Source organism: Candidatus Magasanikbacteria bacterium RIFOXYB2_FULL_38_10, assembly GCA_001783145.1.
Lineage (GTDB): Bacteria > Patescibacteriota > Patescibacteriia > Magasanikbacterales > UBA10003 > GWC2-40-17.
In genome coordinates this window covers 1-26,177 of the sequence record MFQT01000013.1, presented here as the reverse complement: position 1 = coordinate 26,177, position 26,177 = coordinate 1, and the positions used below count along the sequence as shown (strand labels likewise).

General features: G+C 39.4%; 29 protein-coding genes, 2 tRNA genes and 1 pseudogene. 27 read left to right on the top strand and 5 right to left on the bottom strand.

The features are described 5' to 3' along the window. The first annotated feature begins 31 nt into the window (after positions 1 to 31). The 5 genes from A2294_01750 (at position 32) to A2294_01730 (ending at position 2,914) form a co-directional block, all read left to right on the top strand. Complete coding sequence (locus tag A2294_01750; GenBank protein ID OGH85583.1) at positions 32 to 730, top strand: anaerobic ribonucleoside-triphosphate reductase activating protein; 699 nt, start codon at positions 32 to 34, stop codon at positions 728 to 730. A 114-nt stretch (positions 731 to 844) separates the two neighbouring features. Beyond that, positions 845 to 1,219, top strand: a complete 375-nt coding sequence (locus tag A2294_01745; protein OGH85582.1) for a hypothetical protein — start codon at positions 845 to 847, stop codon at positions 1,217 to 1,219. 10 nt (positions 1,220 to 1,229) lie between these two features. Beyond that, positions 1,230 to 1,730, top strand: a complete 501-nt coding sequence (locus A2294_01740; protein OGH85581.1) for a hypothetical protein — start codon at positions 1,230 to 1,232, stop codon at positions 1,728 to 1,730. A gap of 13 nt (positions 1,731 to 1,743) precedes the next feature. Continuing rightward, positions 1,744 to 2,274: a hypothetical protein gene (locus A2294_01735; GenBank protein OGH85580.1), complete on the top strand. Its 531-nt coding sequence runs from the start codon at positions 1,744 to 1,746 to the stop codon at positions 2,272 to 2,274. Between the two features lie 91 nt (positions 2,275 to 2,365). Continuing rightward, complete coding sequence (locus A2294_01730) at positions 2,366 to 2,914, top strand: hypothetical protein (protein OGH85579.1); 549 nt, start codon at positions 2,366 to 2,368, stop codon at positions 2,912 to 2,914. 197 nt (positions 2,915 to 3,111) lie between these two features. Here A2294_01730 and A2294_01725 read toward each other — a convergent pair. Then, a tRNA-Pro gene (locus tag A2294_01725) sits at positions 3,112 to 3,185 on the bottom strand. 91 nt (positions 3,186 to 3,276) lie between these two features. Between A2294_01725 and A2294_01720 the strand changes: the two genes are divergently transcribed. The 8 genes from A2294_01720 to A2294_01685 all read left to right on the top strand — a co-directional run bounded on the left by A2294_01720 (position 3,277) and on the right by A2294_01685 (position 11,199). After that, positions 3,277 to 4,323: a hypothetical protein gene (locus A2294_01720; GenBank protein ID OGH85594.1), complete on the top strand. Its 1,047-nt coding sequence runs from the start codon at positions 3,277 to 3,279 to the stop codon at positions 4,321 to 4,323. A 53-nt stretch (positions 4,324 to 4,376) separates the two neighbouring features. Next, complete coding sequence (locus A2294_01715) at positions 4,377 to 6,131, top strand: hypothetical protein (protein OGH85578.1); 1,755 nt, start codon at positions 4,377 to 4,379, stop codon at positions 6,129 to 6,131. Positions 6,132 to 6,133: 2 nt separating this feature from the next. Beyond that, a complete protein-coding gene (locus tag A2294_01710; GenBank protein OGH85577.1) occupies positions 6,134 to 7,426 on the top strand; it encodes a hypothetical protein in 1,293 nt (430 codons plus the stop codon). Positions 7,427 to 7,436: 10 nt separating this feature from the next. Beyond that, positions 7,437 to 7,514: transfer RNA gene (locus tag A2294_01705), tRNA-Glu, on the top strand. A 156-nt stretch (positions 7,515 to 7,670) separates the two neighbouring features. Then, positions 7,671 to 8,075, top strand: a complete 405-nt coding sequence (locus A2294_01700; protein OGH85576.1) for a hypothetical protein — start codon at positions 7,671 to 7,673, stop codon at positions 8,073 to 8,075. Between the two features lie 168 nt (positions 8,076 to 8,243). Further along, a complete protein-coding gene (locus tag A2294_01695; protein OGH85575.1) occupies positions 8,244 to 9,326 on the top strand; it encodes a hypothetical protein in 1,083 nt (360 codons plus the stop codon). Between the two features lie 18 nt (positions 9,327 to 9,344). Further along, the gene (locus A2294_01690; GenBank protein ID OGH85574.1) at positions 9,345 to 10,625 is read left to right on the top strand and encodes an AAA family ATPase; all 1,281 of its coding nucleotides are present in this window, start codon (positions 9,345 to 9,347) and stop codon (positions 10,623 to 10,625) included. Between the two features lies 1 nt (position 10,626). Beyond that, a complete protein-coding gene (locus tag A2294_01685) occupies positions 10,627 to 11,199 on the top strand; it encodes a hypothetical protein (protein OGH85573.1) in 573 nt (190 codons plus the stop codon). A gap of 59 nt (positions 11,200 to 11,258) precedes the next feature. Here A2294_01685 and A2294_01680 read toward each other — a convergent pair whose 3' ends face one another. Then, positions 11,259 to 12,326: a hypothetical protein gene (locus A2294_01680; GenBank protein OGH85572.1), complete on the bottom strand. Its 1,068-nt coding sequence runs from the start codon at positions 12,324 to 12,326 to the stop codon at positions 11,259 to 11,261. Between the two features lie 182 nt (positions 12,327 to 12,508). On the opposite strand from A2294_01680, the gene A2294_01675 reads away from it, so the two are divergent. From A2294_01675 to A2294_01655, 5 genes are all read left to right on the top strand, one after another. After that, entirely contained in the window at positions 12,509 to 12,868 is a 360-nt protein-coding gene (locus A2294_01675) for a hypothetical protein (GenBank protein OGH85571.1), read from the top strand. Between the two features lie 22 nt (positions 12,869 to 12,890). Further along, positions 12,891 to 13,229, top strand: coding sequence for a hypothetical protein (locus tag A2294_01670; protein OGH85570.1), 339 nt, complete (start codon positions 12,891 to 12,893; stop codon positions 13,227 to 13,229). A gap of 133 nt (positions 13,230 to 13,362) precedes the next feature. Beyond that, positions 13,363 to 14,037 (top strand): hypothetical protein, encoded by a 675-nt coding sequence (locus tag A2294_01665; GenBank protein OGH85569.1) that lies wholly within the window; start codon positions 13,363 to 13,365, stop codon positions 14,035 to 14,037. A 4-nt stretch (positions 14,038 to 14,041) separates the two neighbouring features. Next, complete coding sequence (locus A2294_01660) at positions 14,042 to 14,560, top strand: nucleotide exchange factor GrpE (GenBank protein OGH85568.1); 519 nt, start codon at positions 14,042 to 14,044, stop codon at positions 14,558 to 14,560. 113 nt (positions 14,561 to 14,673) lie between these two features. Continuing rightward, on the top strand, positions 14,674 to 15,108 hold the full coding sequence (locus A2294_01655) for a hypothetical protein (protein OGH85567.1): 435 nt from the start codon (positions 14,674 to 14,676) through the stop codon (positions 15,106 to 15,108). A gap of 92 nt (positions 15,109 to 15,200) precedes the next feature. Here the strand turns inward: A2294_01655 and A2294_01650 are convergent, their stop codons facing one another. Further along, positions 15,201 to 15,434 (bottom strand): hypothetical protein, encoded by a 234-nt coding sequence (locus tag A2294_01650; protein ID OGH85566.1) that lies wholly within the window; start codon positions 15,432 to 15,434, stop codon positions 15,201 to 15,203. Positions 15,435 to 15,540: 106 nt separating this feature from the next. Here A2294_01650 and A2294_01645 point away from each other — a divergent pair, with 106 nt between their 5' ends. The 5 genes from A2294_01645 (at position 15,541) to A2294_01625 (ending at position 20,992) form a co-directional block, all read left to right on the top strand. Next, a complete protein-coding gene (locus A2294_01645; protein OGH85565.1) occupies positions 15,541 to 17,472 on the top strand; it encodes a molecular chaperone DnaK in 1,932 nt (643 codons plus the stop codon). Between the two features lie 2 nt (positions 17,473 to 17,474). Continuing rightward, positions 17,475 to 18,599 (top strand): molecular chaperone DnaJ, encoded by a 1,125-nt coding sequence (locus tag A2294_01640; protein OGH85564.1) that lies wholly within the window; start codon positions 17,475 to 17,477, stop codon positions 18,597 to 18,599. A gap of 164 nt (positions 18,600 to 18,763) precedes the next feature. After that, complete coding sequence (locus tag A2294_01635; GenBank protein ID OGH85563.1) at positions 18,764 to 19,396, top strand: hypothetical protein; 633 nt, start codon at positions 18,764 to 18,766, stop codon at positions 19,394 to 19,396. 145 nt (positions 19,397 to 19,541) lie between these two features. Beyond that, a complete protein-coding gene (locus A2294_01630; GenBank protein ID OGH85562.1) occupies positions 19,542 to 20,060 on the top strand; it encodes a hypothetical protein in 519 nt (172 codons plus the stop codon). Positions 20,061 to 20,188: 128 nt separating this feature from the next. Next, positions 20,189 to 20,992: a hypothetical protein gene (locus tag A2294_01625; protein OGH85561.1), complete on the top strand. Its 804-nt coding sequence runs from the start codon at positions 20,189 to 20,191 to the stop codon at positions 20,990 to 20,992. An 87-nt stretch (positions 20,993 to 21,079) separates the two neighbouring features. Here the strand turns inward: A2294_01625 and A2294_01620 are convergent, their stop codons facing one another. Continuing rightward, positions 21,080 to 21,595: a hypothetical protein gene (locus tag A2294_01620; GenBank protein ID OGH85560.1), complete on the bottom strand. Its 516-nt coding sequence runs from the start codon at positions 21,593 to 21,595 to the stop codon at positions 21,080 to 21,082. Between the two features lie 108 nt (positions 21,596 to 21,703). Further along, positions 21,704 to 23,308 (bottom strand): hypothetical protein, encoded by a 1,605-nt coding sequence (locus A2294_01615; protein ID OGH85559.1) that lies wholly within the window; start codon positions 23,306 to 23,308, stop codon positions 21,704 to 21,706. On the opposite strand from A2294_01615, the gene A2294_01610 reads away from it, so the two are divergent. The 4 genes and pseudogenes from A2294_01610 to A2294_01595 all read left to right on the top strand — a co-directional run bounded on the left by A2294_01610 (position 23,256) and on the right by A2294_01595 (position 26,177). Next, complete coding sequence (locus A2294_01610) at positions 23,256 to 24,050, top strand: hypothetical protein (protein OGH85558.1); 795 nt, start codon at positions 23,256 to 23,258, stop codon at positions 24,048 to 24,050. The genes A2294_01615 and A2294_01610 overlap by 53 nt on opposite strands. 5 nt (positions 24,051 to 24,055) lie before the next feature. Then, positions 24,056 to 25,438 carry a UDP-N-acetylmuramate--L-alanine ligase gene (locus tag A2294_01605; protein OGH85557.1) on the top strand — a complete coding sequence of 461 codons (1,383 nt, stop codon included), beginning with the start codon at positions 24,056 to 24,058 and terminating at the stop codon, positions 25,436 to 25,438. A 36-nt stretch (positions 25,439 to 25,474) separates the two neighbouring features. Then, positions 25,475 to 25,858, top strand: coding sequence for a hypothetical protein (locus A2294_01600; protein ID OGH85556.1), 384 nt, complete (start codon positions 25,475 to 25,477; stop codon positions 25,856 to 25,858). Positions 25,859 to 25,967: 109 nt separating this feature from the next. Beyond that, a pseudogene (locus A2294_01595) lies at positions 25,968 to 26,177 on the top strand (hypothetical protein).

The following is a 26,177-nucleotide window of genomic DNA, read 5'->3' as shown; positions in this document are numbered from 1 at the left end:
GCCCCTTGTTGGGGCCTTTTACCTCTTTTTTATGATTATCAGCGGATTACAAAAATTAACTCTTTTAGATTATCCGGGCAAGATAGCGGCCACTATTTTTACTTTTGGCTGCAATTTTCGTTGCGGATTTTGCCATAATCCAGAATTGGTACACGCAGAGCGGCGTGTAGTGCAAAATGAATTAAAAGAGGAAGCCGTATTAAATTTTTTACAGGAACGTCAAGGCTTTTTAGAAGGGGTGGTTATTACAGGAGGCGAACCAACTTTACATAAAGACTTGCCCCGATTTTTACAAAAGATTAGAGAATTGGGTTTTTCAATTAAGATAGATACCAACGGAACTAATAATCAAATGTTAGCGGAGCTTTTAAATAAAAAGTTGGTGAATTTTTGGGCCATGGATATTAAAAATACTTTTGCTAAGTATACCGCTACGGTGGAAAGGGAAATAGAGTTAGAAGAAATTAAAAAAAATATAGAATTAATTAAAAATAGTGGTTTGGATTATGAATTTAGGACAACTGTCGTGGAAGGTTTGCATTCCGCGGAAGACATTTTAGAAATGGCCAAAATGATTAGTGGGGCCAAAAAATATGTTTTGCAAAAATTTATTTCCCGCCAAAGTTTGGTTAACCCCAAATATATCGGTCAAAAATCTTTCTCTGATGAAAATTTGCAAAATTTAGCCAAGCAATGTGAAAAATGGGTGAAGAAGTGCGAAGTAAGATGAAAAGTTATAAATTTAAGGATTTTTATAAATAAATTATTTTTTTGCTTAATTTAAAAAATTTAGTATAATGTATTTGCTGTCAGTTTTTTTGTATTATTAATTTTGTTTAAAAATATGCGTCTTAAATTTTTATCATTTGTATTGATTTTGCCCCTATTTGTTTTTGTTGGTGCAGGTTGTTCAGCTCTTAAACAGGGCCAAAATAATGCCGTCGTGGAGCCTCAAGGCAATATTTTGTTTGTGGGCGAGGGCTGTCCGCATTGTGAAAAAGTTGAGGAATTTATTGATCAAAACAAAGTTAAAGATAAAGTCTCTTTTGTCATGTTAGAAGTTTATAAAAATAAAGACAATGCCGCTTTAATGGCTAAAAAAGCCGGTCTTTGCGGCATCCCTTTAACCGGTATGGGAGTTCCTTTTTTGTGGGATGGTTCCAAATGCTTAGTGGGGGATATAGATATAATTAATTTTTTTCAAGAAAAAATAAAATAAGTATCTTGCTATGAAGAAGATTTTATTGTTGATCCTCGGAATTTTTTTAACTATGCCTGGTATTGCTCAGGCTTTTTGTCCAGTTTGTACCATTGCCGTAGGGGCGGGAGTGGGGTTTTCCAGATGGCTCGGAATTGATGATACTATTAGTGGTTTATGGGTTGGCGGCCTAACTGTTTCCTTGATTGCTTGGACGATTGATTGGTTTAATAGAAAAAAAATAAAATTTATTGGTAGAAAAATTATCACTACAATTTTTTATTACGCTCTCATTGCGGCGCCTTTATTTTGGATTGGCATTATAGGGCATCCTTTTAATAAAATGTGGGGAGTGGATAAATTATTGCTGGGCATTATTGTTGGCAGTATCTTCTTTTTTCTGGTGGGATTTTTTTATCAATTTTTAAAGAAAAAAAATGGTGGCCACGCTCACTTTCCTCTACAAAAAGTAGCCATGCCGGTTGGCGTCTTAATTATTTTAAGTTTAGTTTTTTATTTTATAACTAAATAAATCAAGTTTAAGTATGGAACAAAAAATACCGGATTTGCAACAATTCATGGACAAAGTTTTAGAGATGAAAAAAACCAACAAGGTAGATTTGTCTTCGGGCGAGGATTTAAGTATTGCCCTTATGAATTTAATAAGTTTGGAGGAGCATTTTTTCTTTACTGGGGCCAAATTGGAAAAGCCGGAATATTTTGACTTACTTAAAGAAATTCGCGATTTACGCAAGGGACTTTTGCCGCAGATTGTTACCAATCCCGACGGCGAAGAATGGTGTATTTCCAAACACCTTTTAGCCGCTTCTATGCGTTTAATGGAAGTGGGAACAAAATATCAAACTTCGGGAAAAAAACAGGAGGCTGAAGAGATGTTTAAAAAAGCTTATAATTTATATTCTCTTTTTTGGGGAATCAATTTAAAATTAGTTGATACCGGTGAGATAAAAAAAATTGATGAAAATTCTTTAAATAAACATGATGAAGGTAAGAAAGGCATTTTTGGTAAATTAGGGGAGTTGGTTAAAAAAGTGGTTGATTGTTGTTTAGAATGAGTTTTTTAAAAAAATTTATAACAAAAAACCCGCTTCTGAGCGGGTTTTAAATTTGTAAATTTTTTAAAAATAAGCTAAGATAAAAACAGGCGTGTTTTTTAACACTTTTGGAGGAACCATGCAAGATGGGCCACAAGCCAGCCAAGTGTCAGTGTCCAGCTCTCTCCCCATCTTTATAACCCGATTTCCCGGCGTAGTAGCCGTGGAGGTTAACGAACCAAGCGGAAGATTTGTCTGGTTTTCTACTCTTTCCACTTTTGATGTCTCTAACGGGAAAAAATATCCGCGTTTATTTAAGGGAGAAGGGGTTGGAATTTTGCGCCATGGTTTTTATGAGAACCATCTGCCAGGAGAAGAAAACATTCCTGGTTGGAATTTTTCTTTGGCTGTTCATAATCAGCTCTCTGACATAGGCGGAGTTACTTTTAAGGTGACTCGTCCCTATAATTTTGCCGGAAGGAAGCCTTTCACTTTTTTTACTCTTTCACCGGAACGTATTTTTAACGACATGTTGGAAGAACTGGGATTTCCAAGCAAGGGTACCATTCCCGAAGAATTGTGGCTGACGCCGCAATTACCTGAACGCATTGGTGAATTTGTGAAAACCCAGGCCGAACGTTTTAGTAAACGCAAGCCTTAGTTTTTTTATCCTGCGCCCCCAATTTAACAGTTTGGGGGTTTTATTTGCTTGCTCAATCGGGCTGGGGGGATTTGCCTTCAACTCTCGGCTCGCCGTCTTTCGCCTCGGTTTCAGGCTCGCCTCGCGATTTTGCCTGCTGGCAAAATAACGCTCCGGCGTTCAAATCCCCGCGCAAGCAAAATTATTTGCTTGCTCAATCGGGCTGGGGGGATTTGAACCCCCGACCTCATCGTCCCGAACGATGCGCGCTAGCCAGCTGCGCTACAGCCCGATACGCCGATTATAAAGCAAATTGCTCTAAAAATCAAGATATGTTAAAATTAAGAGCAAGGAATCAGCCTTTTTTAAATTTAAAGTTAATTATGAAACAAATAAAATCATATTTTGAATACGCCATAGAAAAGAAAGCCTCGGATCTGCACTTGGTGGCCGAAGAATTACCTTTAATCAGAATCCACGGTAATTTAGAAGAAATTGAGGATAAAAAATTGCCTTTAGCCGAGTTAAAAGAACAAATTTTTACTCTGTTAAACAAAGATCAAGAAGAAAAATTTACAGAAGAAAAAGAATTGGATTTTGGTTTAGAAATTGGCGGCAACAGATTTAGAATAAATGTTCATCAACAGGAGGGGAAAATTGGCTTAGCCGCCCGTTTAATTCCCACTGAAATACCCGCTCCAAAAGATTTGGGTTTTTCTCCTATCATGTATGAGTTGCCAAAAATGCTTGATGGTTTAATTTTAGTCACCGGTCCAACAGGTTGCGGAAAATCAACCACTGTAGCCTCTATGTTGGAGATGATTAATGAAGAACGCAAAACGCACATTGTTACAATAGAAGATCCGATTGAGTTTGCTTTTGAAGATAAAAAAAGTTTAATTGAACAGCGCGAGGTAGGCAGGGACACCAAATCTTTTCATGAAGCTTTAAAACGAGTTTTGCGCCAAGACCCCAATGTAATTTTTGTGGGGGAAATGCGCGATCCGGAAACTATTTCTGCCGCCCTGACTGCCGCAGAAACCGGTCATTTGGTTTTTTCTACCTTGCACACTCCTAGCGCAGCGGAATCCGTGGAACGCATTGTAGATGTTTTTGAGGGTTACAAGCAAAAACAAATTTTAGTGCAACTGGCTTCTGTTTTGCGGGCAGTAATTTCTCAACAATTGGTACCGGGAAAAAAAAGCGGGTTAGTGGCTGTGCGCGAAATTTTAATAAATACTCCGGCTGTGGCTAATTTGATAAGAGAAAATAAAATAGCCCAGATACCCTCGGCCATTCAAACTGGCGCTAAAGATGGGATGATTACACTGTCTAATGATTTAGCCGATTTAGTTAAACAGGGATTGGTTGATGAAGAAACAGCCAAGCGTCGTACAGGAGAATCCGGCAGTAGAAAGAAATACATTTAAAAAAGCAGTTTGAATGATTTTGGCGGAATGAGGAATTTTTTAAAGCGTTTTTTGTGTCTTTTCAATATCGTCATAAAAAAAAGAATCCAAATTCTAATGATGCACGATTAAGTATTATAAAATACAGCGCGGGCGTTTTTTTATTTTTAATTGTTTTAAAATTATTTTTATTGCAAGTGGTTAATTATGATTTATATGCCAAGGCCGCCGAAAATCGCCACAATTTATTTTTAGATTTATTGCCTAAACGCGGACAAATTTATTTTAAAGATCTAAAAAAACAGGATTATTCCGCTCCCGCAGCTCTTAATCGCGATGTTTATACCGTAGTGGCTGATCCCAAGATTATTACGGAAAATTTTAAAGACAAAAATTTTTTAATTGAAACTTTGTCTAAAAAACTGGAAATTTCCGCCAAAGAGATAGAGGAAAAAATTTCTAAAGAAAAGAGTCGTTATGAAATAATTAAAAAAAAGGTTTCGGACGAAGTGGTGGAACAATTGAAATTGGAAAATTTAAAGGGGATAGTTTTTGAAAGAGTACCAGCGCGTTATTATCCGGAAAAAAATTTAGCTTCGCAGGAGTTGGGCTATCTAGGTTATGATGATAGCGGAATACCTAAAGGGTTTTATGGATTGGAAGGGTATTTAAATAATCTCTTATCCGGTGAAGCGGGATTTTTATCAACCGAAAGAGACGCGCGTGGCGGTTGGTTAACACTTTTGCCTAGGACCGAAAAATCAGCAGTTGATGGCGCCAATCTTTATCTGACAATAGACAGAACTATTGAATACGTGGCTTGTGCAGCATTAAAAGATGGTATAGAAAAATATCAAGCCAAGGGAGGGACTGTTATTATTATGAATCCTCAGAATGGTGCTCTTTTGGCCATGTGTAATGAACCTGATTTTGATCCTAATGATTATGGCTCAGCAGAGGATTTGCGTTTGTTTAATAATGATGCTATTTTTACCCCTTATGAGCCAGGATCGGTTTTTAAGGTGATTACCATGGCCGCGGCCTTGGATTTGGGCAAGGTGACTCCCAATACCACTTTTGTGGATACGGGAGCCCTGCAGTTTGGTCCGCATATTATTCGCAACGCGGCCAGTAAGGTGTATGGCGAGCAGACAATGACCGGGGTTTTAAAAGAATCTATTAACACCGGCGCGGTTTTTGCCGCGCAAAAAGTAGGATTGGAAAATTTTAAAAAATATGTTAAAGATTTTGGTTTTGGCGTTTTGACGGGCATAGAAATGGATAAGGAAACTCCCGGCAGTATCGCTTCTTTAAGTGACAAGTCCGATATTTATTTGGCCACAGCCTCTTTTGGCCAAGGTATCACGGCTACTCCTTTGCAATTGGTCAGCTCTTATGCGGCCATAGCCAACAAAGGCCGTTTGTACAAACCCTATATTGTAGAAGAAACACGATATGCCGATGGTCATTTGGACAAAACCTCGCCGCGTTTAATTAGACAAGTAATTTCTGAACGAGCGGCGCGTCTACTTTCCGGTATGATGACTATTGTGGTTAAAGAAGGGCATGGTAGGGCTGCCAATGTGCCCGGTTATTACATTGCCGGTAAAACCGGTACAGCTCAAATTCCCGGACCAGGCGGAAAATATATAGAAGGTTCAACCAACCAGACTTTTATTGGTTTTGGACCGGTTGATAATCCTCAATTTGTGATGCTGGTTAAATATGTTGAGCCTAATGTTCTTTATGCTGAATCTTCGGCGGTTCCGACTTTTGGTGAAATAGCCAAGTTTCTGGTACAATATTTGGAAATTCCTCCTAGTAAATAATTATGTTTTTATTACAGAATATTTTAAAAATTTTGGCGCAAAAAATTTTAGCAAAGTATCATCCTAAAATTATAGGAATTACCGGTTCGGTGGGAAAAACTTCGGCTAAGGAAGCTATTTTTCTTGGTTTAGATGGAAAATTTAAAGTGCGTCGTAGTTTAAAAAACTATAATAATGAAATAGGCGTACCATTAACCATCATTGGGACGGAAAGTGGCAACAAAAATCCTTGGATTTGGCTTAAAATTTTTAGTCGGGCTGTATTTCTTTTAATTAAAAAAAATACCTCTTATCCGGAAATATTGATTTTGGAAATGGGAGCTGATAAACCTGGCGATATTAAATATTTAACTAAAATTGCGCCTTGTGATATTGGGGTTTTAACTGCTATTGGTCCAACGCATTTAGAAAATTTTAAAACCATGCGCCAAGTAACTGAGGAAAAGCAGATAATATTAAAACATCTGCGAGGCGAAGGACTGGCTGTCTTTAATTTTGATGATCCTTTGGTAATAGAAATGAAAGAGAGATTAAAGGTTAAAACAATTTCTTTCGGTTTTAATAAAGGTGCGGATTTACAAGCAGAACAATTAAGTCTTGTTCAGGAAATGGAGGACGGTCTCATGACTATTAAAGGTTTAACTTTTAAAGTTCGTTATGGTGGGGCTTTGGTGCCTTTTGTCTTAAATGAGACAATAGGGGATCAAGCCGTTTATGCTGTTTTGGCTGGCGTAGCCGTTTGTTTGTCACTGGGAATAAATTTATTGGAATTATCGGAAAAATTTAAAAAATATGTTTCGCCGCCTAGCCGCATGCGTTTAATTTCCGGTATCAAATATACTACTTTAATTGATGATAGTTACAATTCTTCACCTAAAGCCGCTCTAGTTTCTTTGGAGGCTTTGGCTCAACTCAAAATTGAGGATCATGGGCGCAAGATTGCAGTTTTGGGAGACATGCTAGAATTGGGTAGCTACACAGAAGAAGGTCATCGTTTAGTGGGTCGTAAAGTGGCGGAAAGTAATGTGGATTTTTTGGTAACAGTTGGAGAAAGAGCCAAGGATATTGCCGAAGAAGCAGCCAAATTAGGCATGAGCGACAATAAAATTGCTAAGTTTAATAAAAGTGAAGAAGCGGGTTTGTTTTTGCAAGAAAAATTGCAAATCGGCGATGTTGTCTTGATTAAAGGATCCCAAGGTGTTAGGATGGAAAAAATTACAGTAGAACTAATGTCCGAACCAACACAAGCAGAAAATTTAGTTTGTCGTCAGGATAAAAGTTGGCAGAAGCAGTAATATATTTAATGGCCTCATCGTCTAGCCTGGTCTAGGACGTTTCCCTCTCACGGAAAAAACACCGGTTCAAATCCGGTTGGGGCTACCACGATTAAACAATCTTCAATTAAAAATAGATCCTTTATTGGGGTTTATTTTTAAAATACAAATACTTGACAGCATTTTTTTTATACGGTACACTTTTTTTGGAAAAAAGGCTTTAGGTTAAGCCTTTTTAACTTTCAACTTTTGTTGGGAGGCATCTATGGTTCTTGGGCGAAGAAGCGTATCCGGCAGGTTGAGGCAAGATGGGCTCACCAAGGGAGCGAGGAGGGACAGCGATCCCCGTGTTTGCGTGATTACAAATAAGAGGCTTGGTAACCAAGAACCTCGAGTTCACATCACTCTTGGCGGTACTGCAGAGCATCTTTTTGCCGGAAAAGACACTTTTGTCAGTACCATTCGTAGCTTGGGAATTAGGGTGGATGATCTACCCGGGTTCCGTTGGGTGAAGGATGGTGGCGCCTTGGCTGGTGTTTTTAATGTGGCCAAGTTTATTGTAGCCGCAACGCAAGAGGAAGTGGTAAAGGTGGCCGGCGTCATTCGGCCACTTCAGCGACACTTTTTTGGTGCCACTGAAAGAAAGATTTTGAGAGAAAAGGCTCTTTAAGAAATTTGGTAATTCATTAGTGCGAAGCAATGTTCACCCGGGTTTTAACTGCCCGGGTTTTATTTTGTTTTTTTAGTGAAATGAGTTATTATTAATAAAGGTCTTTGGATAGGGCCAAATTTTTAATTAAGATAAATTTTGCGCTAATAAATTTCAAGATTAATTTTTATGCCGGCCAACACCGATTACAAATTTTTTGCCACTTCCGCTCAGGCCTGGGAAGGAATGTTAAAGGCTCTTGCCGAGGCCCGTCATTCCATTTATTGGGAAACTTATATTTTTGAAGCAGATGAAATTGGTCAAAAATTTATAAAAATTTTAAAAGAAAAAGCGCACGCCGGTCTAGAGGTTAAATTAATTTTAGATGGTTTCGGCAGTGCTAAAATTACTGAAGAAATTATCAAAGATTTGAAAGGGTCGGGGGTTGATGTTTTATATTTTAATCCAATTAAAATTTTTTCTTTTTGGCGCGGTCTTCGCCATTTTTTTGAACGCACTCATCGTAAATTTTTAATTATTGACCGCCGAATCGCTTTTATAGGCAGTGTTAATGTGCAGGATGTAATTGCCAATTGGCTGGATTTGCAAATCATGGTTGAAGGTCCCATTGTTAATCAGTTATTAAAGGCCTTTTCTCGGTCGTATTTAATTAGCGGTGGCGCCTTAGAAAAAATAAAACATCTTTTTTATTTGCCGATTATTAAAGAAAAAAAATGGCGGATTTTGTGGCATAAACCATTAAATAATTTTTCCATCATACGCAAGCAATATTTGAAGGCTATAAAAATGGCTCAGATTTCTTTAATTCTTGTTGTGCCTTATTTTTTGCCCGACCCGGGGTTTTTAAAAGCTCTGCGGGAGGCAAAAAAGAGGGGCGTGAACGTGCAAATTATTTTGCCTTGGGAAACGGATCATGTAATACTAACTTATGCCATGAGATCTTATTGGGTTTTATGGGCCAGTTTAGGATTTAAAATTTTTTTGGTTAAAAAAATGATTCACGCTAAAGCAATTTTGATTGACGATAAGTGGGCCATGGTTGGTTCTAGCAACGTGGATGCTCAAACTTTTTACAGAAATCACGAAATAAATTTAATCTTTACCGATAAAAAAATGATCATGAATCTAAAAAATATTTTTTTAGATTGGAAAAAGAAGTCGCGATTATTCAGACCCATTAAATGGAGTCAAAGATCATTCAGATCTCATTTGTGGGAATTTTTAGCTAAGTTATTGGAACCTTTTTTATAAATGGAAATCAAATAAATTATGAAAAAGGAAGACTTGTTTGATAAAAAGATGGAAGATGAATTGATTTTGGGGGCACCTTTGGCTGATAGGATGAGACCGAGAGACTTTATTGATTTTTTTGGCCAAGAAGAAATAGCGGGCGAGGAAAAAATTTTGCGTCGTTTGGTGGAGAAAGACGAGTATCCTTCTATGATTTTTTGGGGTCCGCCGGGTGTGGGAAAAACAACCCTGGCGCACTTGATCGCGGAAAAAACCAACTCCACTTTTATTTCTTTATCCGCAGTTTCCAGCGGTTTGCAGGATTTGCGTGAGGTAGTTAAAGCCGCGGAAGAGAGGCGCAAGATGCAAAATAAAAGAACTATTTTATTTATTGATGAAATACATCGTTGGAATAAGGCGCAACAAGATGCGCTTTTGCCTTATGTGGAAAAAGGAATTGTTACTCTAATTGGCGCTACTACGGAGAATCCTTCTTTTGAAGTAGTGGGAGCGCTTCTTTCCAGGTGTCGGGTTATTGTTTTGAAACGATTAAATGAAGATGCCATTAAGAATATTTTAAAAAGAGCGATTAAAAATAAAGAAAGAGGTTTGGGTAATATCAACCTTTCAATGGGGGAGAGCGCCTTAAATTTATTGGCCCAATTATCCGGTGGTGATGCCCGTGAGGCTTTGAATGGATTGGAGATAGCGGTTAAAGGAAAACTCAAAATTTCCTTAGGTGAAAAAACGCCCAAAATTAAAATAGAAGAAAAAGATGTAAAGGAGGCTTTGCAAAAAACCCATTTGGTTTTTGATAAAAAAGGTGAAGAATTTTACAATCTTATTTCCGCTCTGCATAAGTCTATGCGCGGAAGTGATGCAGATGCCGCCTTGTATTGGTTGGCGCGTATGATTGAGGGCGGAGCTGATCCGTTGTATGTTGCCCGTAGAATATTGCGTTTTAGTGCGGAAGATATCGGTGTGGCTGATTCGCGCGCCCTATTGGTGGCTAATGCGGCCTATGAGGCCTGTCATAAATTGGGATATCCAGAATGCAACGTCCATCTGGCTGAGGCCGTGGTTTATTGCTCTTTGGCTAAAAAGTCCAATGCCTTATATACAGCATATCTTTTAGCGGCGGAAGATGCTAAGGTAACATCGCATTTAGGCGTACCCTTGCATCTGCGCAACGCACCCACTAAACTAATGACTGATGTGGGATATGGCAAAGGTTATAAATATAATCCGGATTATGAAGGAGTGGTAGAGCAGGAATATTTTCCCCAAGAATTAAAAAATAAAAAATATTTAAGGAAATAGTATGAAAAGATTTTTACTTCATACTTGTTGCGCGCCTTGCAGCATTGCCGTTATTGATGAATTAAAAAATCAATTTGATTTGACTGTCTTTTTTTATAATCCTAATATTTATCCGGAAGAAGAATATTTAAAACGCAAAAAAGAAGTTGTAAAGATTTGTGAGGAATGGAGTGTGCCGATGGTGGATATGGATTTTGAGCCTAAAAAATGGCATGGCTATATAAAAGGATTAGAAAAAGAAAAGGAAGGTGATTTGCGTTGCGTTAAATGTTTACAATTGCGTCTTGATAAGACAGCACATTACGCCAAAAAAAATAATTTTAATTTTTTTTCCACCAGTTTGTCCAGCGGACGCAATAAATCCGCCAAAATTATTAATTCCCTTGGCGAAGCTCTAAGTGTTTTTTATGGAATTAAGTATTTTGCAGAAGATTGGAAAACCGGCGGTCGACAGGAAAAAGGAAGGCAGATGGTAAAAGATAGGGGAATTTATCGTCAAAATTATTGCGGGTGTATTTATTCTTTGCCCAAAGCATCCGCGACGAAAAATCCTGAAAATTTTGATGGAAATTAAAAAGCGGCAGTTTGTTGAAAAACTACCGCTTGGTTTGTTGGCCCTTAGGGGCTTTTTTGTTATCTCATGTCACGAATTCTGCGATCCCAGTGGTGGAAATAAATGATCTGGGCCAGATCTTTAACCAATGGAGCCACTACCAGTTTGCCATTTGTCAAAAGTTCAGCCAATTCCGGACGCCCTTCTGGAGGAATAGTGCCGGTTATGTAGGTGCAATCAATAGGGCAATCGGCTCTGCTAAGAAATTGAGGAGCATTTTCCGAGAGTACCCCATGGATGACCACGGCCCAGTACTCTTTTGTTCCAAAATTCGCTTTGACGGCAACGGCCGTATCGCCGTTGGTTTTAGCCGTGGCAATTTCGTCGTCAAGACCAATAACCAAAGCTCCTTGCAAGGCATCTATATCTCCGGAAAGCCCAAGAAGCTGGGAACTGTGACTGTCTGTGCGGCGTTTTTGACCAATAACCAAAGGCAGGATTTCACCCGTTTCTTCGGAAACTTGCTTTATAACTCCGGCGTAACGTTTTTGCGCCCCGTCGTCAGGCAGAAGGATACAAATTCTGCCGCGGTAGCCTTTAACGATAGCATCATCAAGCGCGCGTTTGAGTACGCGTCTTGCCATGGAAACCTCGGTGATGCGGCCCAGCTTGCCGGCCATGACCACTTGTGGAGAATGTAGATCCATCGCGATAATGCGGTCTAACCGTCCGTCCGCGGCTGTCTGCATCAGATCCACAATGAGCCTAGGAAGAGCCAGTTCCATAGAACCTTCATCTTTGTCTGAACGGGATAAAGGGAAATAGCCGGTTATGACAGTGATTCTGCCAGCCCGGCGGCCGGCAAGGTACCCAAGAATCAGAAGCAACTGAATGATCATTTGATAAGTTCCCGGGCCACTGGTCAAAACCACACAATCGTGGCCGCCAATGTGTTCTTTGCCCAGGCGCACAAATGGTTCTTGGTTGCTACGAAGTCCAAATTCCGGAACGGCAATATCCACGGTTGTCGGAGGGTCAGTTTCTTTGTGGTTGCGATGTTCAATCGCTTCTTTGAGTTGATTGGCTAAGTCAACAAAACCAGGCAGGGGAACTAAAGTTAAGCCGCCGTGTCCGTTGTATGTTTCCATAATCTTCTCCTAAAAATGGGAAAGAACGATTGTTGCCTACTTAGGCGTGAACTACTCAAAATTTAACATTAAAGTAAAAATTGGTCAATGTTGACAATTTTAGACTTTTGTGTTAAGTTAAAAATATTCAGCGGCTAAGGTTAGCCCTTGAAGGTTCCTTAACTTTTAAAGGAGTTGGAGTTATGAGCAAACGTTGCCTCATTCCTTTTTCGGAACACAATACCTCTTTGGAACAAGTCCAGTTGGCTTTGTTCTGTGATGGGCAAAACTCTGCTCAATCCGTTGTACGTTTTTTGGTCAAGGGTCAGCCCTTCTTGAAGGGTCAGGATGAGGCTATTCTTAGGTTCGTCGTTTTGGATGTCAGACGTGAAGGCGGCCACAAGTTCAAGATCCGTGGCTTTGTGAGTGATCCTACCAATGTAGCACCCAATGATCCTCGGTTGGGTCTTTACAAAGCCGTAGTAACTTTTGATTTCCGCATCGGATCCGGGTCAATATGGATTGGCGAGCCGCTTTTGAAAAAGGGGCTGTGCGATTGCTAAAAAAGACAGCTGGGAGGTGAAAATGGAAATTGAATTCAGGGTTATCTTTCATCGAAGAAATCCCCTTTTTGCCGATTTGGCCAACGCCTTGTCTGTTCTGGGAAGGCCTCAGGATTTGTTTTTGGCCGTGGATCGCAGTCCTTTTCGGTCTTTAAAGAAGCCTTACAGGTTATCTCGTAGTCGCAGTGTAAGATTGCGGTTGGAAGAAGTGGCAATAGTACCCACTGCAAAAGGACTGCTCCCCGGCGGGTTTCAGAATCTTGTTTTAAGGGGCATGCTTTTTCCCTCGGGTGATGGGGTGGGGGTACACGGCTCGGTTGTTTATAATCCTGGCACAAGGACGGGTCTGGCGACCTTGTAATTTTAAACCGATATTCTACCGCATTGTTTAACGCAGTGCGGTTTTTTAATCTTTAGTGAAACTCTTGACAGGGGATTAAAGTGGGGATATAATGTCATTAGCACTCAAAATAGATGAGTGCTAACCACGGAATATGATTTCCAGAAAAGAGAAGTTATTAAAACGTATTGTAGAAGACTATTTAAAAACAGCCGAACCGGTTGGTTCTTTAAAATTGGCTATCAGTTTAAAAACTTCCTCAGCTACTATTAGAAATGAAATGATGGAAATAGAAGAAAATGGTTTGATTTTTCAACCGCATACTTCCGCTGGCAGAATTCCTACAGAAAAGGGCTATGAATTTTATATCCAAAAATTTGTTATAGAAAAATCAAATGAGGCCTTAGAAAAGAAATTAAAACATCTAATTAATAATTTTGAAGCACAAGACAGGATCAAATTTTTGGCCAAAGCTTCTGCGGAAATAACCGGTGAGGCCATAATTGTAGCTTTTAATCAAAATCAACTTTATTATACCGGCCTTTCTAATTTATTTGGTAAGCCCGAATTTAGTGCTCATGCGATGGTGACGACAATTTCGGAAGTTTTAGATCACTGTGAAGAAATGATGCCTAAAGTTATGGAAAAAATTTTTCAAAATCAAAAAATTTTGTTAGGATTGAATAATCCTTTTGATAAAAATTGCAGTTTTGTGGGTACTGTTTTACCCGGACATGAAGACGGAATTTTTGGCATTTTAGGGCCTATGCGTATGGATTATCAAAAAAATTTAAATTTAATAAATAGCATTAAAAAAATTTTAGCTTAAAATTATGTCGGATGAACCACAAAAAAAACAAGATGATGGTATGGAAGAAGAAAAAAAAGAAATTCAATCAGCATCGGGAAAAACTATAGAAGAAATGGCAGGTGAGCACTTTAATAATTGGAAACGCGCTTTGGCTGATTATGATAATTTAAAAAAAGAAGTGGCGCGAGAAAAAACAGAAATGGGGCAATTTGCCAAAGGATTAGCCGCTATGAGTTTTTTAGAAGTGTATGATAATTTTAAAAAAGCACTGCAACACCAACCAAAATTAGAAGAAAAAGAAGCGGATGTAAAAAATTGGGTTTTAGGTTTGAGCTTTATTAAAAAACAGTTTGCTGAAACTTTAAAAGAATTGGGTATAGAAGAAATTAAAACGGTGGGGGAGAAGTTTGATCCAAAATTACATGAGGCGATTGGGGAAGAAGAAGGAGAGAAAACGGGTGTAATTGTGAAAGAAATTGAGGGTGGGTATACAGCCGGTGGAAAAATATTAAAAGCGGCAAAAGTGATTGTTAGCAAATAAGCGCTACTGCGCTTGTGCATTGCGTCGCTCGGATGCAATGCAAACGAGCTTGCTCTGCATCCTCGCTAGCAATTATAAAATTTTAACCCCTTTTGGGGAGAAAGGAGAAAAATATGTCTCTCATAAAATGGTCTCCGTTTCTCATGCCCTCTTGGGCTGATGAAATGGATAAAATGTTTGAAGGCGGACCCCTTATGGCCGAAGGCGCCAAAGGTTTTACTCCGGCCATTGATGTTTATGAAACCAAGGATAGCGTGGTGGTGGAAACTCCTCTCGCGGGAGTTGAACCCAAAGACGTGGAAGTTTCTGTGCAAAATGGAATTTTAACTGTCAAAGGCGAGATGAAAAAAGAATCAGAAGTGGATGAAAAAAATTATTATAGAAAAGAAGTGCGGGCCGGTTCTTTTTATCGCCAAGTAGCTTTGCCTGCCAAGGTGGTAGAAGACAAAGCTAATGCCGAATTTGAAAATGGCATGCTCAAAATTGTGGTGCCTAAGTCGCCGGAAGTGAAAGCCAAGACAGTGAAAGTGGCGGTGAAGAAAAAATAAGCGTTTTCCTGATTAAGAATTATTGGTTAAGTTCTTTAATAAAAAAAAGCCAGAGTTGCTCTGGCGTCTGGGGGTGAAAAAAGCTGTTAAATTTAGATAATCTCGGGTTCGGACGGAATCTTCTGAAAGCCTATGATGATGGAGCCGATGAAAAAGATACCACTGATGATCTCCAAGGTCAGCCATAGAATGTAAAAGATTCCTTCGGGATTGGTTGAGAGGACCGCTCCGCAAAGAACCATTACATGTATGGCCACTAGGAAAGCAATGACATAGGGGGTAGCCTCTCCGAAAATCGAATGTTTGGCCACCTGCTGTTGCTCCAAGATTCACCTCAATTTAGGTTGAATAAATTATAGCACATTTTGGCCTTTTTGTCAAGAGGTTTTAATTTAATTTAAGTTTAATTTACATATTTATTAATTTTTTCTTATGTCTAAAGTATTAGGTATTGATTTGGGGACAACATTTTCTTGCATGGCTGTGGTGGAAGGCGGTCAGCCCAAGGTTTTAGAAAATAAAGAAGGCGCTCGCACTACACCTTCTATTGTAGCGATTACCAAAACAGGTGAACGCCATGTGGGTCTCTTGGCTAAACGTCAATCTGTCACTAACCCGGAAAACACTTTATATTCCATCAAACGTTTAATCGGTCGCCGCTTTGATGATGCGGAAGTTCAAAGAGATTTGAAAAATATGCCGTTTAAAATTATTAAAGCCGGCGATGGTGTTAAAGTTGTAATGGGCAACAAAGAATTTGCGCCCCAAGAAATTTCCGCCTTGGTTTTGCAAAAATTAAAAACTGATGCCGAAGAAAAATTGGGAGAGAAGATTACCGATGCGGTTATTACTGTGCCGGCCTACTTTGATGATTCAGAGCGCCAAGCCACTAAAGACGCCGGTGTAATTGCCGGTTTGAATGTTCTGCGAATTATCAACGAACCGACTGCCGCGGCTTTGGCATATGGTTTTGATAAAAAGAAAAATCAAAAAATCGCTGTCTATGATTTGGGCGGCGGTACTTTTGATATCTCCATTTTGGAAATTGCGGAAGATACCGTTCAGGTTTTATCCACCAATGGTGATACGCATTTGGGCGGTGATGATTTTGATCAAGTAATCATGAATTGGATTTTAACAGAGTTTAAAAAAGATCAAGGCATTGATTTGGCTAAAGATCCCTTATCTTTGCAAAGAATTAAAGAAGCGGCGGAAAAAGCTAAAGTGGAATTATCTACGGCTCAAGAAACAGAAATCAATCAGCCTTTTATCACTTCTGATGCGGCCGGTCCAAAACACCTGGTAAAGAAATTGACTCGTTCAAAATTAGAAGAATTGGTCGGCGAATTGGTGGCCAAAACAATTACTCCGGTGAAAAATGCTTTAAAGGATGCCAAGATGGAAACTTCACAAATTGATGAAGTAGTAATGGTTGGCGGTATGACCAGAATGCCGCTGGTTTATCAAACAGTGGAGAAATTTTTTGGCAAGAAGCCCAATATTTCCGTGAACCCTGATGAAGTGGTGGCTGTAGGCGCGGCTGTGCAAGGCGCAATTTTGAAAGGTGAAGTTAAAGATGTTTTGCTTTTGGATGTCACTCCTTTGTCACTTGGACTAGAAACTTTGGGTGGTGTGATGACCGCGTTAATAACACGCAACACTACTATCCCGACATCTAAATCTCAAGTTTTTTCCACTGCGGCTGACTCTCAAACCTCGGTGGAGATTCATGTTTTGCAAGGCGAACGTCCCATGGTTACTGACAACAAATCATTAGGTAGATTTATTTTATCCGGTATTCCTCCGGCTCCTCGCGGCGTGCCACAGGTGGAAGTTAAATTTGATATTGATGCCAACGGCATTTTAAATGTTAAAGCCACGGACAAGGCCACTGGCAAAGAACAACAAATTACTATTACCGCTTCTTCGGGTTTATCCAAAGATGAAGTGGAAAAGATGAAAAAAGAAGCGGAAATGCATGCTGATGAGGATAAGAAAAAACAAGAATTGATTGAGACTAAAAATATCGCTGATACCATGGTTTATACCACGGAGAAAATGTTGCGCGATGCCGGTGATAAAGTGAAAGCCGAGGATAAAAAAGCCATTGAAGAAAAGATTGAGGCCTTGAAAAAAATTAAAGATGGTGAAGATATTGAAGCAATAAAGAAGGCCGCTGATGATTTATCTGGGCTCGCGCAAAAGGTTGGCGCGGAAATGTATAAGGCCGGAGAACAGCCGGGTACGGCACAGGGGGCCACTCCGGGTGCAGAAGGTGGTACAAATGGCGAGGGCGGCGATAAAAATCCGCCAGCTGGTGGACAAGGCCCGATTGAGGGTGAGGTGGTAGATGATAAGAAGTAAACATGTCCAAAGATTACTATAAAATTTTAGGTGTTAGTAAAGGTGCGAGCCAGGATGAAATCCGGGCGGCTTTTAGAAAAATGGCGCATCAGCATCATCCGGACAAGCAGGGTGGCAATGTGGAAAAATTTAAAGAAGCCAACGAAGCCTTTCAAGTTTTAAACGATCCGCAAAAACGTCAGCAGTATGATCAGTTTGGTGCAACTTTTGACAATGCCGGAGCCGGCGGACCTGGCGGATATGGTCAAGGTTTTGGCGGTGCAGGTGATTTTGACTTTTCTGGGTTTGGTGGCGGTTCTGGCGGGCAGGGTTTTGATTTTGGTGATCTGGGAGACATTTTTGGCGGTTTTGGTGATATTTTTGGCGGCGGGGGAAGCGGAAGAAGTGCCGGAGGACGTCGAGGCGCCAGAGGACAAGATATCCAAGTTGATATTCAAATTGATCTAAAAGAGACGGCCTTTGGCACAGAAAAAACTTTTAAATTGTATAAAAATACTGCGTGCGATGTTTGCAGTGGGAGTGGGGTAGAGTCCGGTAGTAAAATGCATAAATGCAAAGATTGCGGCGGTAAAGGACAGGTGCAACAAGTTCAACGTACAGTTTTTGGCGCGTTCCAGAGTGTAGTGCAGTGCCCTGTTTGCGAAGGCGCGGGAGAAATTCCAGAAAAAAAATGTAAACAGTGCAGTGGCCGCGGTATTATTAAAAAACAAGAGGAGATTACTGTCAAAATTCCAGCGGGTATTGATGATGGCGAATCTATTCGCCTGGCTTCGCACGGAGAAGCCGGTCATAAAGGTAGCCGGGCAGGGGATTTGTATTTGCGCGTGCGGGTAAAGAAGGACTTACGTTTTCATCGTGAAGGTTTTGATATCTACATCAAGAAAAATATTTCTTTTACCGAGGCAGCCTTGGGGGCTACAGTAGAAGTGGAAAGTTTGGATGGTTTATTAAAAGTCGTTATTCCTGAGGGCGTACAATCAGGCCAGCTTATTAGATTAAAAAGTAAGGGGATTACTCATTTGCGTGATTTTAGCCGCGGCGATTTATATGTAGAGGTAATAGTGGTGACTCCCGCAAAATTAAGCCGTAGACAGAAGGATTTGTTAAGGGATTTGGAAAAAGAATGATTTTAAAGATAAAAAGCTCTGGTTTTGGACCAGTGTTTTTTGTTTTTAGCTAAAATTAGTATAAAAAATTAAGGTACCCATTGACAAAAATGTTAAAAAGTAGTAGAATATGAGGTTCTCAATGATCTTTGAAATTGTGTGAAAACGATAACAAGGAGGGTTTCATGGAATTCTTGTTTTTGGCTTCCAAGGTGTTGTTCTGGGGCCTGATGGCAACGGTACTCGCCTGCATCGAGATTGAGGTGGAAGGCAAATACGGCTGGGCGGAGAAGCTGCCCACCTGGTACCGGACGCGTGGTTTTGCCGCGGACCTCTACGGTAAGTTCATGAACGGTAAGCCGCTCACGGGCTACCACAGCTTCATGTTTTTCTTTCCGCTTTTTATCTTCCATGCTCAGTTTTTCATGGGTATGGCGTGGAGCATCACCGGCGAGTTCATGGCCTGGTCCATGTACTTTGTCTGGTGCGTGATGTGGGATTTTCACTGGTTCGTGCTGAATCCGTTTTACGCGGGCAAGTTCAGCAAGAAGCAGGTGTGGTGGCACTATAAAAGCGAGTGGATTTTTGGCTTGTTCCCTGTTGATTATTGCATTGGTATTATCTTTTCTCTAGGGTTGGCCGTAATAGCTTCCTGTATTATGGGGAATAAGGAAATATTTACCAACCATGTGGAACTCCTCGCGGGTTTCGGCATTTATACCTTCATACTCTGGCTCTTGGCGCCGTTCTACTACACTTGGTACCGTAAGATGCGCCAGCAGGACGATCGTGGCGATGCCGGCATCTTTCACACATAACAAGGAGGATTAGAACTTTACCCCGTGCGTTTGCTTATACCTAATGGAAGCGGGCGCCCGGGGCTTTTTTTTGATATAATTATAAATAGACCAATCTTTTTGCGGTTAAATCACGTTTTCAATTTCAAAATCAATAACAAAGACTATGTCTTTTTTATCCAGTGCCCTGGCTAGAATAATAGCGCTAGGATTTAGCGCGGATTTGATTTTGTTTTTTGTTATATTTTTATCCGGGTTTGTCTATACAGCTTTTTTGGGCCGGCGCCGCGTTTTGCTGTATCTAACTTCTGTCTATGTTGCTTTGGCGGTTTTGGCCTATGCGCCATTTTTGGGCCGCATCCCGGAGGTAATAAGTTCCACCAGCAAAATAATTTATTTTATCGTCGCTTTTTTAATTTTGTTTTTTATTTTGTCCCGCGGTGTTTTAGGTCAAGTGTTTAAACGCGGTGGTTACATCTCCGGCTGGTGGCAAGTATTGTTTTTATCTTTTTTTCAGTTGGCTTTAATTGTCAGTATTGTTTTTTCTTTTTTACCCGGCGCCTCTTTAAATATTTTTTCTCTCTTCACCAGAATAATTTTTTTAGATCCTTGGGGTCGTTTTATTTTACTGATCATTCCTATTATTTTAATGGCGGCTTTGGCGCGTAAGGATGATAAAGATTAAAAAATGTGTTAAAATGAAATTAAGCTAAACAAATCAATTTAAAAAGTTTATATTCAATCCTCGCAAATGGGGGAGATGGTGGGGAAGTCGAGCGAGGAAATAATTTAATTTAATCAAATTAAAAATTTATGAAAAAAATAATAACCTCTTTATTCGTTTTCATTTTTGCTTTAGTTTTAGTCTTCCCTGTTTTGGCAGAAGACAATTCTTATAATACCACTTCTTCTAACATCGCTTCTCCTCTTGTTGCCTCTAATTCCGTCACCAAAGCCTACAAAGCCAGGGAAGTGGTTGTAACAGGTTCTTTAATAGCCATCTCCGGCAAAGATTTGACAGTTAAATTAACTCGCATTATCCCCACTACCGTTAAAAATTTTCCCGGCACTTATCCCGCCAAAGATTCTTCTGTAATTGTTCATGTGACAGATAAAACAAAAATTGTTAGAAAATATAATGGTAAAGCCGATTTTTCCGAGGTGGCTGTAGGTGACACTTTATCTGTGACCGGTACTCTTTCGGCTGATGGAACTATTAATGCTCGGTTGGTAAAAAATACTTCCATTGCCGTCACCTTTTTTGCTCGTAAGGGAGAAATAACCGCCATAGATACAAATGGATCAAATTTTACCATCGTCAATGATAAAAAAACTTTTAAAGTTTTTGTCACGATCAATACTAAATTTTACAAAGGCGGCAAGTTGGCGGCCTTGACCGATTTTTCCGTAGGTGATTTGGTCGGTGTACGAGGAGTGGTGAGGCAAAACGCTAATGAAATCACCGCCGATACTGTAACAATGGCAACTGATAAGTCCGATGTAGAAGCGAAAAAGCAAAAATTAATAGAACAAGAAAAAAATCGCTTGGAAAAGATGAAAGAAAAGTTAGAGAAAGAGATAGAAAAAATTAAAGAGCAGTTGGAAAAATTTAAATAAAATTTACCCCGCGCCGAGAAGGTGAGACAATGTGGCCCGCCGGTAGGTAAAATAAAAAGACCCCCGGAGTGCTTCGGGGGTTTTGGTTCACAAAGGAACAGGTTTGTTCCTGATTTGAGTCCAAGCGGCGTAGATATAATCAAAAGCTGTGGAGGCTGTGGCTACTGTGGCAATAAAGAGCAGAACCCAAGAAATATTTTCTATGGGCAGTTTAAGACCGCATTCTACTAAGAGATAGCCTAAAACGGTGGTGATTTGAGCAACCGCTTGAGGTATGGCTTTGATGTACTTACCACTGGATCTGGCGGCCATAACAATTCCGTAACTGGCGGCAAAGACGCGAGTGTAAGCCACAACAATGTCGCGGGAAAAAATTATCGCCGCCATCCACAAAGGCATCCAGCCCGAGGCCATAAAACCTAAGAAAAGTAAATAACGAGCCAGACTGTCTACCAAGGGATCAAAAAGTTTGCCAAAAGTGGTGATTTGGTTGGTATAGCGCGCCAGTTGGCCATCGGCAATATCCGTTGCTTCGCGTAAAACCAGAAGTGTTAGACAGATGCCTAGTCCGTCAATTCCTCCAATCTGCTGGGCTACTATCATGAAAGGAACAATAGTTAATCCAAATCCGGTTAAGTAATTAGGATTGATCTTATGCAACAATTCTCTCTCCCTCTTTAAAGATGAAATTATTTTAATTCTTTTTTGATTTTAAATCAACTTTTTAACCAGGTAGGTATTTTTTGGTTCGTAGCCTAATTTTTTATAATAACCCCTTACTCCCACACCGGAAATAACCGCCAATTTTTTAGCGTGTTTTTTTTGAGCAATTTTTTCCGCCTCAGCTACCAGCTGTTTGCCCAGTCCCGTGTGCTGACTGGCCCCCTTTTTTTGCCCTCCAATCTCTACCAGTTGTCCATAAGTGTGCAGTTCTCTAATAAAAGCGGGAAAAATTCCTTTTGGGTCAATTCTTAAACGACAAAAAGCATAGACTGCCTGGCGCTTGGCATCTTCAAAACTCAAAAAATATTCTGTTCCGCCGGAAGTGGAATATTTGTCTATGAATAATTTTAAAAGATTCTTCGGTCTGGCGCCTGGCACTGTGCTTGGAATAGTTTTTTGTTGGTGTCCAATTTCGCGGCACCTTAGACAAGAACAAGTTAATCCCTGCTCGCGCATTAGCCTTTGTATCGTCTCTCGCAGATTGGTTACTTTATTGCCAGCTGTAATTTCTGTGGCGGGAATATCTCTAATTAAGCGAGAAATACGACAGTAACGCGGAATGATCTCACTTTTAACTTTTATCAGCATTTCAATTAACTTTTTGTCAGGATAGGGTTTAAATAAGCCTTTTTTATGCCAGGAATAAAGTTCGGAATTTTTGACTACGGTACAGGGGTAAATTTTAATCATATCCGGTTTTAAATCAGGATCGGCAAAAACATCTTTGATCATTTTAAAATCTTTAGCCGGGGTAGATCCGGGAAGTTGCGGCATTAAATGAAAATCTATTTTAAAACCATAATAGCGTAAAAGTTGAGTGGCGCGTTTAGTTTCTTCAAGGGTGTGTCCGCGTTTAGTCATTTTTAAAATTTTATCATCAGTATGCTGGAGACCCAATTCTATTCTGGTGCAGCCCAGTAATCGCATTTGTTCGGCCGTTTCTTTGGTGATTAAGTCTGGGCGCGTTTCTAAAGTCAGGCCGACAATTCTGGAATCGGCTGTTTCATTTTTTTTCTGCGTTTTTAATAAATTTTTTTCAGTTGTCTTAGCTGGTTGTTTTTGGGTGCGACGAGGAAAATCATTACAAGATCTAAAACATTCCTTAATAAACCACATTTGGTAATTCCAAGGATAGCTGTTCCAACTGCCGCCTTTAACAATCAACTCTACTTTGTCTATGGGGTGACCATTGTCATAAAGCATCTTTAGGCGCGTTCTGACTTGATTATAAGGGTCAAAATTGTTAAGATAAGCTCGTTGGGCGGCCGGCTCATTTTTTAAATAACTTTTAGGCATGTCTTTTTCTAAGGGGCAGTAAACACATTGGCCCGGACAAGGCCAGGGTTTGGTTAAGACTGTAATTATTGTCACTCCGGAAAGAGTGCGTACGGCGCGTTTTTTAAGAATTTTTTCTAAAGCTTTATTAGGTTTGATTTGTTTCAATTTTAAAAGACCTCGATATCCTTTTAAAAGTTCGGCGGTGGTAGGGAAAGCGGCTAGATTTTTTCCGGCATAAAAACGCTTCCAAGAGTCAATTTTATTGTGCGTTAAATTTTTTTCCCGTAAAAGTTTTTTAATTAAAGGCGAATTCATGTTTATGGATTTAAGATCAGCTAAAAAAATTTTAAAAAAGGTTGAAAAAGATTACAATATAATTGCCAAGGAATGGAGCTTGACGCGTTCTCGTCCTAGAGCTTATCAAATTGCCATGACTAAGAGAATTAAAAAAGGTGATAAAGTTTTGGACTTAGGTTGCGGCAATGCTGTATTATATGAAATTTTAGCGGGAAAGTCAATTGATTATGTCGGTTTGGATGTCAGTTCCAAACTTTTAAATTTGGCCAAAAAAAATATTTCCTCAGTTAAAAAAAATGGAGAAAGAGCTCGTTTAATCAAAGGTGACATCGTAGATCTGCCTTTTTCCAAAAATCAATTTGATTGGGTTTTGTCTTTGGCGGTTTTACATCACATCCCTTCGCGGGAGTTACAAAAAAAATCGGCTGAAGAAATTTATAAAATTTTAAAACCAGGTGGCCGGATAGTAATTTCCGTTTGGAATTTACATACTGTTTACGCACGGGAAAAATTTAAATTGAATGATTTTAATTTATTGCGTCCCAGGGGCTGGGAGAAGAATGACTTTTTAACGCCCTGGAAGGCCACCCTTAAAAAAATTATTCAACGTTATATATATAGATTTAATAAAAAGGAATTGTATGATTTGTTTGCCAAAGCGGGATTTAAAAAAATTAAAGTGGGCTATGGTGATAAAAATGGTGAGTGGACTAAAAGTTTAAATAAAAGCTATAATATAATTTTGGAGGCTGAAAAATAATCATTGTGTCTTTCTTTTCCATTAAAAAAATTCATTTTGTAGGTATTGGCGGTCATGGCGTTTCTGCTTTGGCTCGTTTAGCTTGTGTCTTAAAAATGGAGGTTAGTGGCTCGGATTTAGAACGTACGGCCATAGTTGATGAAGTAGAAAAAGCCGGAGCCAAAATTTGGATCGGTCACGACAAGGATCATCTTGAGATTGGCGTAGAAATGGTGGTATATACTTCGGCCGCCAGAGAGAATGAAAATATAGAACTTTTGCAAGCACAAAAATTAAATATTCCCACCTTTAGTTATTTTGAAGCGCTTGGTTTGATTTCTCAAGAACGGGAAACCATTGCTGTTTCTGGAACCAATGGTAAAACCACTACCACTTTGATGTTGGGAAAAATTTTGGAAGAAGGTGGGTTAGATCCTTTAATAATTGCTGGTGGAAATATAGAAGGGGAGCATGGTGGTGGGTTTAGGTTTGGTAAGGGTCCCTTTGTGGTTGAAGCCTGCGAGGCTTACGGCAATTTTTTACATCTGCATCCTACCCATTTGATTATCACTAATATAGAAGAAGATCATTTGGATTATTATAAAGATTTGGAGGCTATTATTAAAGCGTTTAAGAAGGTGGTTGGGAATTTAAAGCCTGAAGGATATTTGTTAATTAATGGAGATGATGAAGGGGTTAAAAGATTGGAATCAAAATTAGGTGATAAATTAAAGATTAAAAAATTCGGATTAAATAAAGGATTGGATTTTATTGCCGAAGATGTTAATTCAACATCCGAATTTCAAACTTTCGTGATTCAGAGTAATTTATATAGAATTAGTATTCCCGGTTTGTTTAACGTTTATAACGCTTTAGCCGCAGTTTCCACGGCTTTAAGTTTAGGTGTTAAATCAAAGGCAATCCAACTGGCTTTGGAAAATTTTAAAAATTCTTGGCGCCGGTTTCAAATTTTAGGCAATTACAAAAAAGCTACAATTATAAGTGATTATGGTCATCATCCGGCGGGTGTGGTTGGCACAATTGAGGCGGCGAGGCAAAAGTATCCCGGTCAAAGAATCGTCACTGTCTTTCATCCACATCATAAATGGCGAACACGAATGTTGTTCAATGATTTCATTAAAGCCTTTTTACAATCCGACGTTGTGATTTTAAATGAAATCTGGTCAGCTCCTGGTCGCGAGCCGCGTGAAGATAATATTTCCTCCCAAGATTTAGTAATGGAGTTGAAAAAACGCGGCCAAACGGAAAGTTATTTTGGCGCAAATTTAGACAAGACTAAAGAAATTTTAGATACTCTTTTAAGACAGGGCGATGTTGTTTTAATGATGGGGGCGGGTTATATTTATAAATTGGCCGAAAAAATTACTAAGGACTCCCGGATTATTTAATTAAATCCTAAGAAAAAAGTTAAGATATTTTTCGTCTTGACTTTTTTTTGTAATCTGATAAGTTGTAAGCAACAACAATTGGTCTTTGCGGAGAGAAAAATGTCTAAAGATGTTATCTTTAGAGTTGGCCTGATTGCCCAAAAAAACGATCCTACTCGTGGGGTGAGGGAGGGATTTGTTTTTTCCGAAGTATATGTACAAAGTATTATCAGGCAGTATTTTCAAGGAGGTAACTGCGGTTTTTCAGGGAAAAGGCTGAATATTAACCTGGAATTTGGACAAACGTTTATCGGGTCGGAGGATGGAAGAGGTTTTTTTGAACCGTTTGTGAAAATCAGTTGGCATTGTGAGGATGGCATTTTACAAGAGGAATCGGATAGTTTCGCCAATTATATTAGGGCTACGTTAGGTCGGGAATAATTATTGACTCAACTTCCTTAAAAAGGAGCACTAACGCTCCTTTTTCTTTTTGATTTTTTATCATTTTACATATCTTGTTTTTACAGAAAAAATAGTGTAGCATATAAATATGCAGGACAGTCCAAAAATTAAAGAAAATATTTCTTTAGCTCAATTTACCACTTTTAAAATAGGCGGGCCGGCAAAATTTTTTACGGCCGTTTTTAACATTCAAGAATTAAAAGAGGCTGTGGCTTTTGGGGAGAAAAACAAACTTCCCATTTTCATTTTGGGTGGGGGCAGTAATTTGTTATTTCCCGATGCCGGTTGGCCAGGATTG